A 540-nucleotide genomic window follows, 5' to 3' on the forward strand; every position below is an offset into this window, starting at 1 on the left:
CGGCTGGCTGGCACGTGGGACGAGGGCTGGGGGATCCGGCTGACAGACCGCCTGGGCCTGTCCGGTCTTCTGGAACGCTATCCTGAGCAATTGTCCGGCGGACAGCAGCAGCGTGTGGCCATCGCCCGCGCTCTTGCTGTGCGGCCCAGGCTGCTGCTGGCGGATGAACCGACCGGCAATCTGGATGAAGCCGCCAGTGCCGCCGTAATGGAACTGATGCTGGACCTTGTGCGCGAAAGCGGCACCGCACTGTTTCTTGTCACCCATTCTGCAGCCATCGCGCAGTTGCTGGACCGGCGTCTGCATCTGCACCACGGCATGGCCAAATGACAGCCGCGGCGTTTCTGGCCATTCTGTCACATTGGCGGCGCCATCCGCTGCAGCTGGCAACTCTGATCGCTGGCCTGGCGCTTGCGGCTGGCTTATGGTCGGCAGTCCAAGCCATCAACGCCGAAGCCCGCGCGAGCTACGCCCGGGCAGCGGAACAGCTTGGCACCGCGGGTGTCGCCCGGCTGATCCCTGAATCTGGAACCATCTCCG

General features: G+C 65.4%; 2 protein-coding genes. Both read left to right on the forward strand.

The features are described from left to right. Positions 1 to 330: ATP-binding cassette domain-containing protein (locus RA25_RS21970; RefSeq protein ID WP_039175053.1), on the forward strand; the 330-nt coding region annotated here is incomplete at its 5' end. Next, the coding region (locus tag RA25_RS23165) for a hypothetical protein (protein ID WP_039175055.1) at positions 327 to 540 on the forward strand (214 nt) is incomplete at its 3' end. The genes RA25_RS21970 and RA25_RS23165, both read left to right, overlap by 4 nt.

The organism is Leisingera sp. ANG-S5 (assembly GCF_000813925.1).
GTDB lineage: Bacteria > Pseudomonadota > Alphaproteobacteria > Rhodobacterales > Rhodobacteraceae > Leisingera.